Origin of the sequence: Micromonospora sp. NPDC000668, assembly GCF_042897975.1 — a bacterium.
Lineage (GTDB): Bacteria > Actinomycetota > Actinomycetes > Mycobacteriales > Micromonosporaceae > Micromonospora.
Window position 1 is genome coordinate 176,060 of record NZ_JBIAYP010000003.1, and the last position, 17,417, is coordinate 193,476.

Annotated in this window: 16 protein-coding genes; 6 read left to right on the forward strand and 10 right to left on the reverse strand. The window is 71.2% G+C overall.

Annotated elements, in window-relative coordinates; genetic code table 11:
• Window positions 1-11 precede the first annotated feature (11 nt).
• The 5 genes from ACFY29_RS17010 to ACFY29_RS17030 form a co-directional block, all read right to left on the reverse strand.
• Window positions 12-821, reverse strand: a complete 810-nt coding sequence (locus tag ACFY29_RS17010; RefSeq protein ID WP_386987141.1) for an alpha/beta hydrolase — start codon at window positions 819-821, stop codon at window positions 12-14.
• Between the two features lie 66 nt (window positions 822-887).
• Window positions 888-1,211, reverse strand: coding sequence for a hypothetical protein (locus ACFY29_RS17015; RefSeq protein WP_355609432.1), 324 nt, complete (start codon window positions 1,209-1,211; stop codon window positions 888-890).
• Between the two features lie 78 nt (window positions 1,212-1,289).
• Window positions 1,290-3,080, reverse strand: coding sequence for a 3-hydroxybutyryl-CoA dehydrogenase (locus tag ACFY29_RS17020; RefSeq protein ID WP_328419799.1), 1,791 nt, complete (start codon window positions 3,078-3,080; stop codon window positions 1,290-1,292).
• Between the two features lie 147 nt (window positions 3,081-3,227).
• Window positions 3,228-4,292, reverse strand: coding sequence for an alpha/beta hydrolase (locus ACFY29_RS17025; RefSeq protein WP_386987145.1), 1,065 nt, complete (start codon window positions 4,290-4,292; stop codon window positions 3,228-3,230).
• A gap of 97 nt (window positions 4,293-4,389) precedes the next feature.
• Window positions 4,390-4,806, reverse strand: a complete 417-nt coding sequence (locus tag ACFY29_RS17030; RefSeq protein WP_386987148.1) for an FHA domain-containing protein — start codon at window positions 4,804-4,806, stop codon at window positions 4,390-4,392.
• A gap of 254 nt (window positions 4,807-5,060) precedes the next feature.
• On the opposite strand from ACFY29_RS17030, the gene ACFY29_RS17035 reads away from it, so the two are divergent.
• A complete protein-coding gene (locus tag ACFY29_RS17035; protein ID WP_328419805.1) occupies window positions 5,061-6,551 on the forward strand; it encodes an aldehyde dehydrogenase family protein in 1,491 nt (496 codons plus the stop codon).
• A gap of 3 nt (window positions 6,552-6,554) precedes the next feature.
• On the opposite strand, the gene nucS is transcribed toward ACFY29_RS17035, so the two are convergent.
• Window positions 6,555-7,214, reverse strand: a complete 660-nt coding sequence (gene nucS, locus ACFY29_RS17040) for an endonuclease NucS (protein WP_328419807.1) — start codon at window positions 7,212-7,214, stop codon at window positions 6,555-6,557.
• 71 nt (window positions 7,215-7,285) lie between these two features.
• Between nucS and ACFY29_RS17045 the strand changes: the two genes are divergently transcribed.
• The gene (locus ACFY29_RS17045) at window positions 7,286-7,903 is read left to right on the forward strand and encodes a DUF4126 domain-containing protein (RefSeq protein WP_355609447.1); all 618 of its coding nucleotides are present in this window, start codon (window positions 7,286-7,288) and stop codon (window positions 7,901-7,903) included.
• A gap of 128 nt (window positions 7,904-8,031) precedes the next feature.
• Here ACFY29_RS17045 and ACFY29_RS17050 read toward each other — a convergent pair whose 3' ends face one another.
• The gene (locus ACFY29_RS17050; RefSeq protein WP_386987151.1) at window positions 8,032-8,589 is read right to left on the reverse strand and encodes a hypothetical protein; all 558 of its coding nucleotides are present in this window, start codon (window positions 8,587-8,589) and stop codon (window positions 8,032-8,034) included.
• A 1,303-nt stretch (window positions 8,590-9,892) separates the two neighbouring features.
• Here ACFY29_RS17050 and ACFY29_RS17055 point away from each other — a divergent pair.
• Window positions 9,893-10,189: a DUF1540 domain-containing protein gene (locus tag ACFY29_RS17055; RefSeq protein WP_328419813.1), complete on the forward strand. Its 297-nt coding sequence runs from the start codon at window positions 9,893-9,895 to the stop codon at window positions 10,187-10,189.
• A gap of 18 nt (window positions 10,190-10,207) precedes the next feature.
• Here the strand turns inward: ACFY29_RS17055 and ACFY29_RS17060 are convergent, their stop codons facing one another.
• Window positions 10,208-12,214, reverse strand: coding sequence for a protein meaA (locus tag ACFY29_RS17060; RefSeq protein WP_386987154.1), 2,007 nt, complete (start codon window positions 12,212-12,214; stop codon window positions 10,208-10,210).
• Window positions 12,215-12,365: 151 nt separating this feature from the next.
• Here ACFY29_RS17060 and ACFY29_RS17065 point away from each other — a divergent pair, with 151 nt between their 5' ends.
• Both ACFY29_RS17065 and ACFY29_RS17070 read left to right on the forward strand, forming a co-directional pair.
• Window positions 12,366-13,217 carry an ABC transporter ATP-binding protein gene (locus ACFY29_RS17065; RefSeq protein WP_328419817.1) on the forward strand — a complete coding sequence of 284 codons (852 nt, stop codon included), beginning with the start codon at window positions 12,366-12,368 and terminating at the stop codon, window positions 13,215-13,217.
• A complete protein-coding gene (locus ACFY29_RS17070) occupies window positions 13,214-14,059 on the forward strand; it encodes an ABC transporter permease (protein WP_386987157.1) in 846 nt (281 codons plus the stop codon). Before ACFY29_RS17065 ends, ACFY29_RS17070 begins: the two co-directional genes overlap by 4 nt.
• Before the next feature lie 52 nt (window positions 14,060-14,111).
• Here ACFY29_RS17070 and ACFY29_RS17075 read toward each other — a convergent pair whose 3' ends face one another.
• Window positions 14,112-14,960 carry a 3-hydroxyacyl-CoA dehydrogenase family protein gene (locus ACFY29_RS17075; protein ID WP_328419821.1) on the reverse strand — a complete coding sequence of 283 codons (849 nt, stop codon included), beginning with the start codon at window positions 14,958-14,960 and terminating at the stop codon, window positions 14,112-14,114.
• Between the two features lie 109 nt (window positions 14,961-15,069).
• Window positions 15,070-16,509 carry a UDP-N-acetylglucosamine 1-carboxyvinyltransferase gene (gene murA, locus ACFY29_RS17080; protein WP_328419823.1) on the reverse strand — a complete coding sequence of 480 codons (1,440 nt, stop codon included), beginning with the start codon at window positions 16,507-16,509 and terminating at the stop codon, window positions 15,070-15,072.
• On the opposite strand from murA, the gene ACFY29_RS17085 reads away from it, so the two are divergent.
• Window positions 16,508-17,080: a cob(I)yrinic acid a,c-diamide adenosyltransferase gene (locus tag ACFY29_RS17085; RefSeq protein WP_328419825.1), complete on the forward strand. Its 573-nt coding sequence runs from the start codon at window positions 16,508-16,510 to the stop codon at window positions 17,078-17,080. The genes murA and ACFY29_RS17085 overlap by 2 nt on opposite strands.
• Window positions 17,081-17,417 lie beyond the last annotated feature (337 nt).

Below are 17,417 nucleotides of genomic sequence, written 5' to 3' on the forward strand. Positions count from 1 at the left end.
GGCCCCTGCGGTCAGTCGGCCTGGCCGGCGAGCGGTCCGGGGACGGGGACGTCGGCGAACGACGCCACCGTCCGGTCGGCGTACGCGCTGACGTCGCCGGCCTCCATCGGGCCGTCCCAGGTGGTCGGCAGCGGCACCGCGACCGCCGGGTTGACCCGACGGACGATCTCGTCGAGCACCCTCTCCGCGTCGCCGACCCAGAGGTGTTTGGCGCCCGGCACCCCCACCACCTCGGCCTGCGGCACCGCGGCGAACCGCTCCTCGGCCTCCGCCGGGCGCAGGTAGTCGTCGAACTCCGGCACCAGGGCCACCAGCGGCCGACCGGAGGCGGCCCAGGTGGCCAGGTCCTCCGGTGCCGAGAAGCGCAGCGGCGGGGAGAGCAGGATCGCGCCGGCGATCGCCGGGTCGCAGCCGTACTTGAGCGCCAGGTCGGTGCCGAACGACCAGCCGACCAGCCAGATGTTCGGCAGTTCGGCGAACTCCGCGTACTCGATGGCGGCAGCCACGTCGAAGCGCTCGCCGACGGCCCCGTCGAAGGCCCCCTCGCTGGTGCCGCGCACGCTGCTGGTCCCCCGGGTGTTGAACCGGAGCACGGCCACGTCGGCCAGCGCTGGCAACCGCCAGGCCGCCTTGCGGAACACGTGGCTGTCCATCATCCCGCCGTGGGTCGGCAGCGGGTGCAGACAGACCAGGGTGGCCACCGGCGGCCGGTCGGCCGGCACGGCCAACTCGCCGACCAGCCGCAGACCATCGGCGGTGTGCAGCTCGATGTCCTCCCGGCGGCCGGGCAGGATCGACGACGCGCGGATCGCTGTGCTCACCGCTCAAGTCTGTCGCGAAGTCACCGCCGCCGCCCGCCCAGGCACGAACAGGGTGATCCAGGTCGCTCAGTAGCGCGGAGTACCCCGGCCGCGCTGCACCGCAGGGCCACGCCGGTCGCGAGCGCGCCAGCAGCCGCTGTGCCAGTGCCGCCGGTCGGTGAGGTCACCAAGGCCGTCCGCAGGCCAGGCCACCAGGTGCGCCACGCCGGGCCGAATCTCCTGGTTACAGCCGGGGCAACGGTACGTCTTGACCGACGCCCCCGCGCCGATCCCGCGTACCTGCCAGGCGCCGTCGGTCCACTGCTGCACCGAGGCGACGCCCTGCCGGACCCGGTCGTCGTCCAGGTTGGCGTTCTCGTCCCGGCGGGGGCGATTGCGACGGGGGCTCACAGTCACCAAGCGTACGGTCCGACGGGCGGGACGGCCCCACGGCCGTCCCGCCCGACGGCTGAGATCGGCGTTGACCCGTCAGCGGTGCGAGTGGTCGCGGAAGCCCCGGCGGGTCTTGCGGCCCAGGTAGCCGGCGGTGACCAGGTGCTCCAGCAACGGCGCGGGCGCGAAGCCCGGCTCGCGCAGCTCCAGGTACAGCTCCCGCTGGATGGCCAGCGAGACGTCCAACCCGACCACGTCGAGCAGGTCGAACGGGCCCATCGGGTAGCCGCAGCCCAGCTTCATGGCGTGGTCGATGTCGTCGGCCGTGGAGTAGCTGGCCTCCAGCATCTTCACCGCGTCGTTGAGGTACGGGAAGAGCAGCGCGTTGACGATGAACCCGGACCGGTCGCCGCAGACCACGGCGGTCTTGCCCAGCGCGGCGCAGACCGCCCGGGCGGTCGCGGTGGTCTCCGGGGAGGTGCGGATGGTGCGGACCACCTCGACCAGCGGCATGATCGGCGCCGGGTTGAAGAAGTGCAGCCCCACCACGTCGGCCGGCCGGTGGGTGGCCATCGCCACGTCGATCACCGGCAGGGACGAGGTGGTGGTGGCCAGCACCACGCCCGGCTTGCAGATCTCGTCGAGGCTGGCGAAGAGCGCCTTCTTCACGCTCAACTCCTCGACCACGGCCTCGACCACCAGGTCGACGTCGGCGAGGTGGTCGAGCGCGGCCGACCAGCTGATCCGGCCCAGCGCGGCGTCCCGGTCGGCCTCCGCGAGCTTGCCGCGCACCACGCCCTTGTTCAGCGAGGTCTTCACCGCCTCGCAGACCTTCGCGGACTTCTCCGCGCCCCGGGTCACCGAGACGACCTCGTAGCCGGCCTTCGCGAAGACCTCGATGATCCCGGTGGCCATCGTCCCCGAGCCGACCACGCCAACCTTGGTGATGGCCCGCGCGCCGTCGGCGAGCGCGACCTCCGAGGCCAGCGGCGTCGCCTCGTCCGGTACGACCACCGGCGAGCCGGGCCGCTCGTAGGTGTAGAAGCCCCGGCCGGACTTCCGGCCGAGCAGCCCCGCCGTCACCATCTGCTTGAGCAGCGGCACCGGGGCGTGCCGGCGGTCCCGCCCGCCGCGCCGGTACATGGTGTCCAGGATTTCGTACGCGGTGTCCAGGCCGATCAGGTCCATCAGCGCCAGCGGGCCCATCGGCAGGCCGCAGCCGAGCTTCATGGCGGCGTCGATGTCCTCCCGGGTCGCGTAGTGCGACTCGAACATGCCGACCGCGTGGTTGAGGTAGCCGAAGAGCAGCGCGTTGGCGATGAAGCCGGCGCGGTCGTTGATGGTGACGTCGACCTTGCCGAGCCGGGCGCAGAGCGCCTCCACGTCGGCGACCACCTCGGGCGCGGTGACCACGGTGCGGACCACCTCGACCAGCTTCATCACCGGCGCGGGGTTGAAGAAGTGGATGCCGATCACCTGGTTGGGCCGGGTGGTGGCCACCGAGATCTCGGTGACGCTCAGCGACGAGGTGTTGGTGGCCAGGATGGTTTCCGGCCGGCAGACCCGGTCCAGCTCCGCGAAGATCCGCTGCTTCAGGTCCAGGTGCTCGGGCACCGCCTCGATGACCAGGTCGACGGAGTGCAGCGCGTCCAGCCCGACCGCGAAGTGCACCCGCTCGTGCAGGGCGTCCCGGTCCGCCGCGGCGAGCTTGCCCTTGGCCACCGCACGGTCGGTGGAACCGGTGAGGGTGACCCGGCCTCGCTCCAGCGCCGGCTCGGAGATCTCGACCGCCACCACGTCGATGCCATTGCGGGCGAAGACCTCGACGATGCCGGCACCCATGGTGCCCAGCCCCACAACGCCTACGGTGCTGAACTCGCGCGCCACGACCGGCCTCCCCAGACAGTCCGCACGACCACTGAACGGCCGCTAAGGTTATGCGCGCGAGTCTGCCACGTGACGCACAGTTGTCGAGGCGCCGTGGCATATTTCACCCACGACGACACCGTCTGACCGGGTTGCCGAGGCTCCGCTTCAGCTCGCCGGGACGGTGGTCAGCGCCAGCAGCTCCGAGACGAACGCCGCCGGCCGCTCCAGGTGCGGACTGTGCCCACAGCCGGGCAGCACCACCTCGTGGTACGCGCCGCCGGCCGCCGCGTACCGCTCCAGCACCGCCCGGGTCTGGCCGATCATCGGCTGCGCCGGGCAGTCCTCCTCACCAGGCCAGCCGGGCACCACACCCAGCGAGCCCAGGTACGCCAGGTCGAACAGCGAGGTGTCCGACACGATCACGTCGGCGTCGCCGCGTACCCAGGTGACCGGGGGCTTGTCGGCGACGGCCACCAGCTCGTCGGCGAGCCGGAACCAGGTCGGCGCGAGCGCGTTGAGCACCCCGCGCTCCCCCGGCGCCATGCCCGGCCAGTTCTCCGAGGACGCCGCCGTGCCCGGGTAGTTGTCGTCCCCGGTCGCGGTGGAGAGCAGGCTGTCCAGCAGCAGTTCCTCGTCTGCGCCCAGCGACGCCGGATCAGCCACGTAGGTGGCCCGCAGCACGGCGCGTGGGCTGGTCTGGGCGTCCGCGCTCCGGTCGTGGGCGGCCAGCCGGGCGACGAAGTCCGCGTTGGCTGTGCCGGCGCCGGTCCCCGCGTAGTCAGCGGTGGTCGGTGTACCGACCAGGTCGCGGGTGCCACCGAAGCCGTACGGGGAGACCGGCGCGGCGAGCAGCAGTGCGCCCACCCGGTGTGGGTGGTCGACCAGCAGCCGCATCGCCACGCCCCCGCCGAGGGAGTGCCCGACCACCACTGGGCGGGCGTCGGCGGTGCCGAAGAGCGTCGGGTCGTCCAGCAGGGCGGCCACGTCGTCGGCGAAGTCAGTCAGCCCTCGGGTGGCGTTCACCGGGGCGGTCTCGGAGTCGCCGTAGCCGCGCAGGTCCGGGGCGACCACCCGCAGCGTCGGCGGCAGCCGCCGGACCAGCGGCTCCCAGAACAGCGCGGACGAGCAGTTGCCGTGGATCAGCAGCACCGGCGTGCCGTCCGGCGGGCCTGCCACCCGTACCGCCAGGGTGATGCCGTTCGCCGTCACGGTCCGCTGCTCGGTCTCCATTCGCGGGATGGTGCCACGCCCGCCGACGCCGGTCCATGTGCCAGCCACCCATCCGCAGTCCGCCGCGAATGTGGCCCACCGGCATCCGAGTGAGGGGTCAGCGGCGCGCGGAGGGCGGTGTGGCCAGGGGCAGAGGCAGCGTCGGCCGGATGTCGCGCCGGGACAGGCCGAAGCTGAGCCCGACCGGATCGGTGTGGGCCACCCCCGGGTCGAACAGGCGCAGCTCGGTGCGGCCGATCCGAATCAGGTCGCCGTCGGAGAGTCGTTCCACCTCGGTGATCCGGCGGTCGTTGAGCCAGGTGCCATTGGTGGAGCCCAGGTCCCGGAGCGAGGCGCCCTCCGGGGCCAGCCACACCTCCGCGTGCCGACGGCTCAGGTGCGGGTCGTTGATGACCACATGACCGGTCGGGGCGCGACCGATCATTTGCGGCTCGGCCCGCAGTCGAAAGCTCGCCCCGCGCATCGGCCCACCTGCGACCGTCAACAGTGGCCTCAGCTCCGGATGTTCGTCCATCGACAGTCATCCCTCCACCCACACCGTCACTCCGCGCGTCAGCCTGCCACCAGACGGTAATCGTCAATATTGACCGGCCGGTCAGCTCCGCGCCGCCTCCCGGCCACCTCCCGCTCGACGATTCGGACGGGCGACATCCGGCCCCAAGGCCCTGAACTGCTCTGATCAACGAGTGGGCGGGTCGATGCGACTCCCGTCCCGCCGGCCCGAATCAGGGCCTACCGGCGAGTAATCTCCGGGTCTAGACTTCCGCCATGACGGCTGTTCATGTCCCGGGCACCCCGGTCATCGATGCGGGCCTGCTGGTGTCCACCAGCCCGGCCACCGGCGCCGAGGCCGGTCGCTTCCCCGTCGCCACCGACGTGCGGCAGGCCGTCGACCGCGCCCGCGCCGCGGGCGAGTGGTGGGCCGGTCTGGGCTTCACCGGCCGTCGGGCGCGGCTGCTGCGCTGGCGCGCCCTGCTCGCCAAGCGGATCGAGCAGCTCGCCGAGCTGATGCACCTTGAGGGCGGCAAGCCCGTCGCCGACGCCATCGTCGAGATCGTCACCGCGATCGAGCACGTCGACTGGGCCGCCCGCAACGCCGGCAGGGTGCTCGGCCCACGCCGGGTGCGGTCCCGGCTCATCCTCGCCGAGTTCTCCGGGCACCTCGAATACCAGCCGTACGGCGTGGTCGGCGTCCTCGCGCCGTGGAACTATCCGGTCCTCACCCCGATCGGCTCCGCGGCGTACGCCCTCGCCGCCGGCAACGCCGTGGTGTTCAAGCCGAGCGAGTACACGCCGGCAATCGGCCAGTGGCTGGTGGACAGCTTCGCCGAGGTCGTCCCCGAGCAGCCCGTGTTCACCGCCGTGCACGGGCTGGGCGACGTGGGCGCCGCGCTGTGCCGCTCCGGGGTGAACAAGGTGGCCTTCACCGGCTCCACGGCGACCGGCCGGAAGGTGATGGCCGCCTGCGCCGAGACGCTGACCCCGGTGGTCATCGAGGGCGGCGGCAAGGACGCCATGATCGTCGACAGCGACGCCGACCTGGACGCCGCCGCAACGGCGTGCGTCTGGGGCGGCATGACCAACGCCGGCCAGACCTGCATCGGCATCGAGCGGGTGTACGCCGTCGACCCGATCTTCGACGCCTTCGTCGACAAGGTGGTGGCCCGTGCGGGCCGGCTGACCGTTGGGCCGGACGGCGAGGACATCGGCCCGATCACCATGCCCGGTCAGATCGACGTGATCCGCCGCCACATCGAGGACGCGGTCAGCTCCGGTGGGCGCGCCGTGCTCGGCGGCCCGAGCGCGGTGCAGCCGCCGTACGTGCACCCGACCGTGCTCGTGGACGTACCGGAAGAGTCGGCCGCCGTCCGCGAGGAGACCTTCGGGCCGACGCTGACCATCAGCCGGGTCCGCGACGCCGACGAGGCCGTCGCCCGGGCCAACGCGCTGCCGTACGGGCTCGGTGGTTCGGTCTTCGGCCGGCGCCGCGCGGTGACCATCGCCCGACGGCTGCGCTCCGGGATGGCGTCGGTCAACTCCACCCTGACCTTCGCCGGGATGTCCACCCTGCCGTTCGGCGGGGTCGGCGACTCCGGCTTCGGGCGGATCCACGGCGAGGACGGCTTGCGCGAGTTCGGCCGGACAAAGGCGATCACCCGCCGGCGAGCCCGGTCACTGCTGCCATCGATGACCTTCGAGCGGACCCCGGCCGACGTCGCCCGACTGGTCAAGACCATCAAGATGCTGTACGGGCGGTGACTCTCAGAAGAGGGTCAGCTCGTCCTTCTCGATGCCCCGCAGCTTGTCGTAATCCACCACCACGCACCGGATGCCCCGGTCGGCGGCGAGCACCCGCGCCTGCGGCTTGATCTCCTGCGCGGCGAAGACCCCGGCGACCGGGGTGAGCAGCGGGTCGCGGTTCATCAACTCGAGATAGCGGGTGAGCTGCTCCACCCCGTCGATCTCACCGCGCCGTTTGACCTCGACGGCGACCGCGCCCTGGTTGGCATCCCGGCAGAGCAGGTCGACCGGACCGATCGCCGTCATGTACTCGCGGCGGACCAGCGTGTACCCCTCGCCCAACGTGCCCGGGTTGGCCGCCAGCAACTCCTGCAGGTGCGCCTCCACCCCGTCCTTGCGCAGGCCAGGATCCAGCCCCAGCTCGTACGAGGTGTCCTGGAAGATCTCCTCCAGGGTGATCCGCAACTCCTCGCCGGCCTTGTTGACCACCCGCCACACACCGGGGGCCTCCTCCAGCCGACACGGGGGGCTCATCCAGTTCAACGGCTTGTACGCCCGGTCGTCGGCATGGATCGACACCGACCCGTCCGCCTTCACCATCAGGAGCCTGGTGGCCAGCGGCAGGTGAGCCGAGAGCCGTCCGACGTAGTCCACAGAGCACTTCGCAATGACCAACCGCACCCGACGAGGGTAGCCGAGCACCCACCGGTCGCCAGCGAGCGGCACTGGCGCGTCGATGCGATGCTGAGACCGTGCTCGAAGTCCTCACCGGTACCGGACTCGCCGCGTCGGCGGGGCTGAACGCCTACATCCCCCTGCTCACCCTCGGTCTGCTCGCCCGCTACACCGACCTGATCGACCTGCCCAGCGGCTGGACGTGGCTCGGCAACGGCTGGGTCATCGTCATCCTGGCCGCCCTGCTCGCCGTGGAGATGGTGGCGGACAAGGTGCCGGTGGTCGACCACGTCAACGACGTGGTGCAGACCGTGGTCCGACCCACCGCCGGCGGCCTGGCCTTCGGCGCCGGATCATCGTCGGAGACGGTGACGGTCAGCGACCCGGCGAGCTTCTTCTCGTCCCACCAGTGGGTGCCGGTGGTCGTCGGCGTTCTGCTCGCGTTCGGCGTACACCTGCTCAAGTCCGCCGCGCGGCCGGTGGTCAACGCCACCACCGCAGGGTTCGGTGCCCCGGTGGCCAGCACCGCCGAGGACGCCACAAGCGTGTTGGTCTCACTGGCGGCGATCCTCCTGCCGGTGTTGGTGCTCGCCTTCCTGCTCGGCCTCGTGGCGTTCGTCTACTGGTTCCTGCGCCGGCGCTCCGAACGTCGCCGGGAACGCCAGGCAGCCCGCGCCGCCGGCTTCCGCGTCTGACGGCTGCTGTCCAGGTTCGTCTGCTGTCCAGATTCGTCGTGACCCTGGACATGCCGCTGGCCGGCACCCCGGGTTGGGGGTGCCGGCCAGCGGTCGGGTCACGCGGTGGTGCGGTGGTGTTTTGTGGGTCAGCTGTTCCAGTACTGGCCGACCAGGTCGGTGGCCTGCTTCTCCCACTGGGCGTAGGCGTCCGGGTAGGCCGACACCTGCACGGTCTGGGCGGCGTCGGTCAGCGGCATGTCCTGCCACCCGTCAACCTGCTTCAAACCCTTGAGGAACGCGGTGGTCGAGTACTCAGGATCGGTGATCTGCTCCGGCGTACCCCAACCCGAGCTCGGCCGCTGCTGGAACAGGCCCAGCGAGTCGTGGTCGTTCATGTCGCCGAGGTGGCCGAGGTTCTCCAGCTTCGACTCCTGCAGGCTCGTCGCGATCGAGATGACCGCGGCCCGCTCCGGCAGACCGGCCTTCTTCGTCGCGGCGATGATCGCCTTCACGTTGGCGGTCTGCTCACCATTCAAGTCGATGCGCGACTGCTCACCCTGCGGCGAGACCGACTGCACGGCCACGGCGGCGGGCTTGCCGTCGACGGGGGTGGCGGCGTGGGCGGCGATCGGACCGGCGAACACACCACCGGCGAAGGCCAGACCAGCAACAGACAGCACACTCTTACGCATGATCGTGTTCATGGGGGTAGCTCCTTCACGGGGGTAAACACCCAAGCCGACCGGGGGATCGGCATCACGGGTGCGAGCACCTCGTCCGGCGCTAACAACAACAAGGGAAAAGTCTTTTCGGCTGCCTACAAGCGGGGGGCTCGTGGCGCCGGGTCCATGTGTAACGACCGCCGGGCCGACATCATTCCGGCCTGGCCCATCCGCCGGCACCCTGTCGAGCGGGGCGCGGGGGCGGTCGTTCAGGGGATCTGCAACGACCGGCGGGCCGAGGTCATTCCGGCCTGGCCCATCCGCCGGCACCCTGTCGAGCGGGGCGCTGGGTGCGGTCGTTCGGGGATCTGTAACGACCGGGCTTGGCCTGGCATTCCAACCCCGGGGGGTGGGGCGGCGGGCCGTGGTGCTGCGATCGTCAGGGTATGTAACGACCCCGGGCCGGCCCCCATTCCGGCCGACGGGTGCAGCCGGTCACACGCCAGAGACCCCGATAACGGGACATTCGGCGCCCGGATCGCCCACCGCTCCCGGCGTCAGCCGGACATTCACACCCGGACCGCCCCGCTCCCGGCGTCAGCCGCACATTCGACGCGATCGGCCACCGCTCCCGCCGTCAGCCGGACGTTCTACGCGCGCTCGATCACCGCCCCGGCGTCAGACCGGGCCGGCTGGCCATGGTCAACTCCAGATCGCCGACATGGGGGCTATCACCGCGTCGGGATACCGCGACATCGCCGACACCGAGTCGATCACCCCGAAACCTCGCGATCCCGGCCCGGGGTCGACAACACCAGTGATACCTCACAGGCATATTTATGCCTCACAGGTATCACGCCAACAACAGCGACCGACCGGAAGACGAGGGCTGGGCTGGGCTGGGGCTGGGGCCGCGTCCAGGCGATCGGAGCAGACGGCGACCACCGACGCGCGATCGGGACAGGCGGTGACCATCGACGCGGCGATGGACTGACCGCACCCAACCGTGGGTCGGGAAAGACGACCACTCCCAGGGCGGACCCGCCTGCCAGCGCAGGCATCAGGACCGACGACGACAGCCGACACGGGGTGGAGCCCGCCGCCGTCCAGCGCAGGAACCAGAAAGCGACGGTGACCACCGACAGGGTGGGGCCCCGCCGTGCCCGGCGCAGGGATCAAGCCTGACCGCCCGGAGCCGGGCACGGCGGGCCCCACCCCACCAACGACGCATGCCCACCATCGGGGCAGACGCCACCCCCGGAGGCAAGGGGCAGGCAGCACGCCATAGCCAGCCCAGGAAGCCGACAAAAGCCTAGGATCGGGGCAAGAGCCCGAGGAGGTCGGCATGACCACAGCGATCGAGATGCCCCGAGTTCAGGAGTGCGTGGTGGCTGCCTGCGCGTACAACAACGCTGGCGACTGCCACGCCTACGCGATCACGATCGGCAGCATGGATCACGCCCACTGCCACACCTTCGTCGAGTCACCGGTCCGGGGCGGCGTGGAGAGTCTGATCGCACAGGTGGGTGCCTGCCAGCGTTCCGACTGCCAGCACAACGAGCAGTTGGAGTGCCACGCGCCGTCGATCAGGGTCGGGCCGGACAACGACCTGGCCGACTGTATGACCTACGTCGGCCGCTGACCTGCCAAACCCATCCGCTCAGGGCAGGTCGTTGGCGCGACGGATGACCGTCACCAGGTCGTCGATGATGCTGGTGAGAGCGAAGTCCTTCGGGGTGAAGACCCGGGCCACCCCGCAGGCCCGCAGCGTGTCGGCGTCGCCCGCGGGGATGATGCCGCCAACGACCACCGGCAGGTCCGCCCGGCCGGCGGCGCGCAGCCCGTCGAGCACCGCCGGTACGGCGGCCAGGTGCGAGCCGGAGAGCACGGAGAGCCCGACCAGGTCGACGTCCTCCTCCACGGCGGCGGCGACGATCTGCCCGGCGGTCAGCCGGATGCCCTGGTAGACGACCTCGAAGCCGGCGTCGCGGGCGCGTACCGCGATCTGTTCGGCGCCGTTGGAGTGCCCGTCCAGGCCGGGCTTGCCGACCAGCAGCCGCAGCCGGCCGCTGCCCAGCTCGCGGGCGGTGGCGGTGACCCGCTCGCGGACGTCCGCGAGGCCGGGTTCGCCGCCGGTCCCGGTGGCGCCGGCCAACCCGGTGGGCGCCCGGTACTCGCCGAAGACCTGGCGCAGCGCGCCGGCCCACTCGCCGGTGGTCACCCCGACCCGCACGCACTCCAGGGTGGCCGGCATCAGGTTCGTGGTGGTCGCGGCGTCCGCACGGAGCCGGGCCAGGGCCGCGTCGACGGCCGCACCGTCCCGGTCGGCTCGCCACCGGCGTACGCCCTCGGCGGCGGCGGCCTCGACCGCAGGGTCCACCTGCTCGACCGCTTCCGCTCCGGCCCCGGTGAGCGGGGAGGGCTCGGTCTCGGCGAACCGGTTGACCCCGACCACCACATCGGCGCCGGACTCTATCCGGCGGCGACGCTCGGCCAGCGAGGTGACCAGCGCGCTCTTGAGGTAGCCGGTCTCCACGGCGGCGACCACACCGCCCAGCTCCAGCACCTGGTCCAACTCGACCCGGGCTCCGGTGACGATCTCGTCGACCAGCGCGGTCATCACGTGCGAGCCGGCGAAGAGGTCGGGGTATTCGAGCAGGTCCGACTCGTACGCCAGGACCTGCTGCATCCGCAGCGACCACTGCTGGTCCCAGGGACGGGGCAGGCCGAGTGCCTCGTTCCAGGCGGGCAGTTGCACGGCGCGGGCCCGGGCGTCGCGGGACATCGTCACGCCGAGCATCTCCAGCACGATGCGTTGGATGTTGTTCTCCGGCTGCGCCTCGGTCAGGCCGAGCGAGTTGACCTGCACGCCGTAGCGGAACCGGCGCTGCTTGGCCTCGGTGACCCCGTACCGGTCGCGGGTGATCTCGTCCCAGAGCGCGCCGAACGCGCGCATCTTGGCGATCTCCTCGACGAAGCGCACCCCGGCGTTGACGAAGAACGAGATCCGCTGCACCACGTCGCCCATCCGCTCGGCGGGCACCTGGCCGGAGTCGCGCACGGCGTCGAGCACGGCGACGGCGGTGGCCAGCGCGAAGCCGACCTCCTGCACCGGCGTGGCACCGGCCTCCTGAAGGTGGTACGAGCAGATGTTGACCGGGTTCCAGCGCGGCATCTCGCGCAGCGTGTACGCCACCACGTCGGCGGTGAGCCGCAGCGACGCCGCCGGCGGGAAGATGTACGTCCCCCGGGACAGGTATTCCTTGATGATGTCGTTCTGGGTGGTGCCGGCGCAGCGGGCCAGCTCGGCGTCCTGCTCCAGCCCCACGGTGCCGTACAGGGCGAGCAGCCACATCGCCGGGGCGTTGATGGTCATCGAGGTGTTCATGTCGGCCAGCGGAAGGCCGTCGAAGAGCGCCCGCATGTCGCCGAGGTGGGCCACCGGCACGCCGACCCGGCCGACCTCACCGGCGGCCAGTTCGTGGTCGGGGTCGTACCCGGTCTGGGTGGGCAGGTCGAAGGCGACCGAGAGCCCGGTCTGCCCCTTCGCCAGGTTGCGGCGGAAGAGGGCGTTGGTCGCGGCGGCCGAGGAGTGGCCGGCGTAGGTGCGCATCACCCACGGGCGGTCCCGCTCGGGCAGGCGCCCCGAAAGTGCCTTCTCATCCATGGCCGGAGTTTAAGTTACCGTTCAGTAAAACGGGCTGTGGAAAACCACACAGGTCCATGTCGCGGACGTCCGGGTGCGAACTGCCCGCAGTGGCGCGGACCGACACACCCCGGGCGCCGCTCCGCCCCAGCAAGGACGCACACTGGACGCCATGGATGACGAGCTGGCCATCTCCGTCCGGGGGTTGCGCAAGGCGTACGGCGGCAACGTGGCGGTGGCGGGCGTGGACCTCGACGTCCACCGTGGCGAGGTGTTCGCTCTGCTCGGCCCGAACGGTGCCGGCAAGACCACCACGGTGGAGATCCTGGAGGGCTACCGGCGCCGGGATGCCGGCGAGGTCTCCGTGCTCGGCGCGGACCCGGCCCATCCGGACCCGGGCTGGCGATCCCGGGTGGGCATCGTCCTCCAGGGCACCGGCGAGTTCGACGAGCTGACCGTGGCCGAGGTGATCCGGCACTTCTCCGGCTTCTACCCCGACGCCGACGACCCGGACAAGGTGATCGAGCGGGTCGGGCTGGCCGGTAAGGCGAAGGCCCGCACGCACACCCTCTCCGGCGGGCAGAAGCGCCGCCTCGACGTGGCGCTCGGCATCATCGGCCGCCCCGAGCTGCTCTTCCTCGACGAGCCGACCACCGGCTTCGACCCGGAGGCGCGCCGCGAGTTCTGGGAGCTGATCCGCGACCTCGCCGCGGCCGGCACCACCATCGTGCTGACCACCCACTACCTGGACGAGGCGGAGGCGCTGGCCGACCGGGTCGGCGTGATCAGCGGCGGCCGGTTGGTCGAGGTGGCCGCGCCGAACCGGCTGGGCAACCGGCAGGAGGCGCTGGCGACGGTCTCCTGGCGTACCCCGGACGGGACGCCGGAGAGCGCGCAGAGTGCCACGCCGACGGCCCTGGTGGCCGAGCTGGCCGCGCGCTACGGCGGCGAGGTCCCCGGGCTCACCGTGACCCGGCCGACCCTGGAGGACGTCTACCTCACGATGATCGGACACGCGCGATGACGACCACGACGAAGCCGGCGACGCCGGTCGCCGCGACCTCGGGCCGCCGGCCGGGCGTCGCCGCGCTCGCCCTGCGGCAGGGCCGGCTGGAGATCACCCAGTTCCTGCGTAGCCGGGAGTCCGTGGTCTTCACGATGGGCTTCCCGATCATCATGATCCTGATCTTCGCTTCGATCTTCAGCGGGGAGATCGGCGGCGGGGTCAAGTACACCCAGTACTTCATCACCGGCATGATCGCGACCGGCCTGATGACCGTGAGCTTCCAGAACCTCGGCATCTGGATCCCGATCGAGCGGGACCGGGGCGTGCTCAAGCGCTACCGCGGCACGCCGATGCCCAAGTGGGTGTGGTTCGCCGGCAAGGTGATCATGGTGGTGGCGATCGGCATCGCCGAGACCGCGCTGCTGCTGGCGGTCGCGGTGGGGCTGTTCGACCTCGACCTGCCGGGCACCGCCGGGAAGTGGTTCACCTTCGGCTGGGTCTCCGTGCTCGGTGTCACCGCCTGCACCCTGTGCGGCATCGCCATCTCGTCGCTGGCCCGCACCGCCCGCAGCGGCTCGGCGGTGGTCACCCCGGTCGCCCTGGTGCTCCAGTTCGTCTCCGGCGTGTTCTTCATCTTCACCGACCTGCCCACCTGGATGCAGCAGCTGGCCGCGCTGTTCCCGCTCAAGTGGATGTGCCAGGGGCTGCGATCGGTCTTCCTGCCGTCCAGCTTCGGCGCCCAGGAGCCGGGCGGCTCGTTCGAGCTGGGCCGGGTCGCGCTGATGCTGGCCCTGTGGTGCGTGATCGGCCTGGTGCTCTGCCTGACCACCTTCCGCTGGACCACCAAGCGCGACGGCTGACGCTGAAAAAAGGGGGCGGGCGCACGGCGCCCGCCCCCTTTCCATGTCCCGCTCAGTACGTGTAGAAGCCCTTGCCGGTCTTGCGGCCCAGGTCGCCGGCGGTGACCATCCGCTGGAGCAGCTCCGGCGGGAAGAACTTCTCGTCCGCCGTGTCGGTGTAGATGTTCTTCGAAGCGTGCAGCAGCACGTCCACGCCGGTCAGGTCGGTGGTGGCCAGCGGGCCCATGGCGTGCCCGAAGCCCAGCCGGCAGGCGGTGTCCAGGTCCTCCGCGGACACCACGCCGGACTCGACCAGCTTGACCGCCTCCACCACCAGGGCGGAGATCAGCCGGGTGGTGACGAAGCCGGCGATGTCCCGGTTGACCACCACGACCGTCTTGCCGATCTCCTCGGCGAAGGCCCGCACGGTGGCCAGCGTGGCGTCACTGGTCTTGTAGCCGCGGACCAACTCGCAGAGCTGCATCATCGGCACCGGGGAGAAGAAGTGCGTGCCGACGACCGCCTCGGGCCGCTCGGTGACCGCGGCGATCTGGGTGACCGGTATGGCCGAGGTGTTGGTGGCGAGCACCGCGTCGGCCTTGCAGATCTTGTCCAGGGCGCGGAACACCTCGTGCTTGATCTCCAGCCGCTCGAAGACCGCCTCGACCACGATGTCCGCGTCCGCCGCCGCCTCCAGGTCGGTGGTCGGGGTGATCCGGGCAAGCGTTGCCTCGACCTCGGACGCCTCGATCCGGCCCTTCTCGGCGAACTTCTCCAGCGACTTCCGGATGCCGCCGAGCCCCCGGGTGGTGGCCGCCTCGTCCAGATCGCGCAGCGTCACCTGCCAGCCCGCCTGCGCCGCCACCTGGGCGATGCCGGAGCCCATCAGCCCGGCCCCGACGACCGCGAGTCGACCCGCCATCTACTTCTCCCTCGCTGCGATTGAGTGCCTCCCTGCACCCTAGTCGGCGAGCCTGAACGACGGCTAAGGGGCTGTCGGGAGACCCCGCAGCCCCTGGGCCATGTCGGCGTCAGATCTCCAGCGCCGGCTCCTCCGGCGTGGTGCCCCGCTCGACGGCCACCCCGAGCGCACGCAGGTCGGCCACGAAGTCCGGGTAACCCCGGTCGACGTGGTGCACGTGGGAGACCTCGGTGAGCCCGTCCGCGCAGAGCCCCGCGATGATCAACCCCGCTCCGGCGCGGATGTCGGTGGCCCGCACCGGCGCCCCGGAGAGCCGATCCCGGCCCCGGACCACCGCGTGGTGCCCGTCGGTCTTGATGTCCGCGCCAAGGCGGGCCATCTCGTTGGCGAACATGAACCGGCCGTCGAAGATGTTCTCGGTGATCAAGGAGGCGCCGTCGCTCACGGCGGCCAGCCCGATCGCCATCGGCAGTAGATCGGTGGCGAAGCCGGGGTACGGCAGCGTCACCACGTCCACCGCCCGGGGCCGGTCGTCCATCCGTACCCGGAAGCTGTCTCCCCGCGTCTCGACCAGGCCGCCGGCCGCCACCACCTTGTCCAGCGCGACCTCCAGGTAGGCCGGGTCGAGCCCGGTCACCGTCACGTCGCCGCGGGTCATCGCCGCACCGAACGCCCAGGTGCCGGCGACGATCCGGTCCCCCACCGTGGCGTGCCGCACCGGGCGCAGCCCGGGCACCCCGGTGATCCGCAGGGTGGACGTCCCGGCACCGGAGATCCGCGCGCCCATCTGGTTGAGCATGGTGCAGATGTCGACGATCTCCGGCTCGCGCGCCGCGTTGTCGATCACCGTGGTGCCCTGGGCCAGCACCGCCGCCATCACCAGGTTCTCGGTCGCGCCCACGCTGGGGAAGTCCAGCACGATGTCCGCGCCGCGCAGCCCGTGCGGGGCGGCGGCGATGACGAACCCGTGCTCACCGGAGATGTCCGCGCCCATCCGGGTCAGCCCGGAGACGTGCATGTCCAACCCACGCGAGCCGATCGCGTCGCCGCCCGGGTGGGCCACCCGCACGTACCCCCGGCGGGCCAGCAGGGGGCCGAGCACGCAGATCGACGCGCGCAGCCGGCGGACCAGGTCGTAGTCCGCGTCCGCACCCGGCTGCTCGGGCACGTCGATGGTCACCGACCGGGACCGCGCCACCCCACCTCGGGCGACCATCGGGTCGACGGGGTCGTCCTCGTCGAACCGAACCTCGCAGCCCAGCCGGCGCAGCACCTCCCCCATGATCGCGATGTCGGTGATCCGCGGGACGTTGGTGATCACGCTGCGGCCCGGGGCGAGCAGAGCCGCGGCCATCAGCTTCAACGCCGAGTTCTTGGCACCGACGACGTGCACGGTGCCGGTCAGCCGGGCATCACCGCGTACCCGGATGACATCGACGTCGTTGACCGCCGGATCGCCCGCGTCGCCGGGGCCCACCACCGCGGGCCAGCCGGCGGTGTCAGGCCGCGCCGGGATCGTCAGGTCCGGTATCCGTAGGCTGTGCGTCATGGCCGTCCACCTCACGCGCATCTACACCAAGGCCGGCGATGCCGGCATGACCAGGCTGAGCAACAACGAACAGGTGCCGAAGAGCGATCCGCGGATCGCCGCGTACGCCGACGTCGACGAGTGCAACGCGGCGATCGGTGTCGCGCTCGCCCTGGGCCAGCTCGACGAGGAACTGCGGGCCGTGCTGGGCTCGGTGCAGAACGACCTCTTCGACGTGGGCGCCGACCTGTCCAACCCAGTCGAGCCGGAGCCGAAGTATCCGCCGCTGCGGGTGACCGAGGAGTACGTCGAGCGCCTCGAGGGCTGGTGCGACGAATACAACGCGCGCCTGAGCAACCTCGACTCCTTTATCCTCCCCGGCGGCACCGCGGGCGCGGCGCTGCTACACGTGGCGCGGACCATCGCCCGGCGTGCCGAACGGGCAGCGTGGGCGCTGGTCAGCCACGATCCGGAGCGGACCAGCACGCTCCCGGCAAAGTATCTCAACCGGCTCTCCGATCTGCTCTTTATCCTGTCAAGAACGGCCAATCCGGCTGGAGATGTGCTATGGGTGCCGGGCGGGAAGCGCTGAACGTCGGCGCGCTGCACCACGTCGAGGTATGGGTTCCCGATCTCGGGGCGGCCACGCGTAGCTAGGCGAGCTGGGCTGGACGGCTCCACCAGGACTGACAGGCCGGTCGCTCCTGGCGCCTCGGCCACTTACCTGGCACTGGAGCGCACGCCGGCGCTCTCCGGTCAGCGGCATGACCGGCTCGCCCCCGCGCTGAACCATCTGGCCTTCCACGCCGGTCCGCCGGCGGGGCGGTGATCGACTCCAGGTCGGCGATATCGGGGTATCCAGGGCAGCGGGACACCCCAACATCGCCGATACCGTGTCGATCATTCCCGACGGAGACCCGGATAGCCGG

What these genes read in the sequence shown, in the direction of transcription:
- ACFY29_RS17025 (WP_386987145.1), bottom strand. Translation starts at nt 4,292, where the DNA reads ATGGAGACCGAGCAGCGGACCGTGACGGCGAACGGCATCACCCTGGCG.
- ACFY29_RS17030 (WP_386987148.1), bottom strand. Translation starts at nt 4,806, where the DNA reads ATGGACGAACATCCGGAGCTGAGGCCACTGTTGACGGTCGCAGGTGGG.
- ACFY29_RS17035 (WP_328419805.1), top strand. Translation starts at nt 5,061, where the DNA reads ATGACGGCTGTTCATGTCCCGGGCACCCCGGTCATCGATGCGGGCCTG.
- ACFY29_RS17050 (WP_386987151.1), bottom strand. Translation starts at nt 8,589, where the DNA reads ATGAACACGATCATGCGTAAGAGTGTGCTGTCTGTTGCTGGTCTGGCC.
- ACFY29_RS17055 (WP_328419813.1), top strand. Translation starts at nt 9,893, where the DNA reads ATGACCACAGCGATCGAGATGCCCCGAGTTCAGGAGTGCGTGGTGGCT.
- ACFY29_RS17060 (WP_386987154.1), bottom strand. Translation starts at nt 12,214, where the DNA reads ATGGATGAGAAGGCACTTTCGGGGCGCCTGCCCGAGCGGGACCGCCCG.
- ACFY29_RS17065 (WP_328419817.1), top strand. Translation starts at nt 12,366, where the DNA reads ATGGATGACGAGCTGGCCATCTCCGTCCGGGGGTTGCGCAAGGCGTAC.
- ACFY29_RS17070 (WP_386987157.1), top strand. Translation starts at nt 13,214, where the DNA reads ATGACGACCACGACGAAGCCGGCGACGCCGGTCGCCGCGACCTCGGGC.
- ACFY29_RS17075 (WP_328419821.1), bottom strand. Translation starts at nt 14,960, where the DNA reads ATGGCGGGTCGACTCGCGGTCGTCGGGGCCGGGCTGATGGGCTCCGGC.
- ACFY29_RS17085 (WP_328419825.1), top strand. Translation starts at nt 16,508, where the DNA reads ATGGCCGTCCACCTCACGCGCATCTACACCAAGGCCGGCGATGCCGGC.
- murA (WP_328419823.1), bottom strand. Translation starts at nt 16,509, where the DNA reads ATGACGCACAGCCTACGGATACCGGACCTGACGATCCCGGCGCGGCCT.